General features: G+C 66.8%; 1 pseudogene. It reads left to right on the top strand.

Features of this window, described 5'->3' with window-relative positions:
• A pseudogene (locus tag DAI20_RS19860) lies at window positions 1-596 on the top strand (transketolase); the annotation flags it as partial.

Raw genomic sequence — 596 nt, forward strand, 5'->3', positions numbered from 1 at the left:
CGAGTGGGAACAGCTGTTCGACAAGTACGCCAGCCAGTACCCGGGCGAAGCCGCCGAACTGACCCGCCGCTCGCACGGCGAGCTGCCGGCCGACTTCGTTGCCAAGGCCGATGCCTACATCGCCCAGGTGGCCGCTGAAGGCCCGACGATCGCTTCGCGCAAGGCCTCGCAGCTGGCCATTGAAGCCTTCGCCCCGCTGTTGCCGGAAATCGTCGGCGGCTCGGCCGACCTGGCGCACTCCAACCTGACCCTGTGGAAGGGCAGCAAATCGGTTGCCAGCGACGACGCCAACGCCAACTACGTGTACTACGGCGTGCGCGAGTTCGGCATGACCGCCATTGCCAATGGCCTGGCCCTGCACGGTGGTTTCATTCCGTTCGACGCCACCTTCCTGGTGTTCAGCGACTACGCCCGCAACGGCGTGCGCATGAGCGCGCTGATCCCGGCCCACGCCATCCACGTCTACACCCACGACTCGATCGGCCTGGGCGAAGACGGCCCGACCCACCAGCCGGTGGAGCACCTGGCCTCGCTGCGCTACATCCCGAACAACGACGTGTGGCGTCCGTGCGATGCGGTCGAGTCGGCAGTGAGCT

Source organism: Planctomonas deserti (genome assembly GCF_003067705.1).
GTDB classification, from domain to species: domain Bacteria; phylum Actinomycetota; class Actinomycetes; order Actinomycetales; family Microbacteriaceae; genus Planctomonas; species Planctomonas deserti.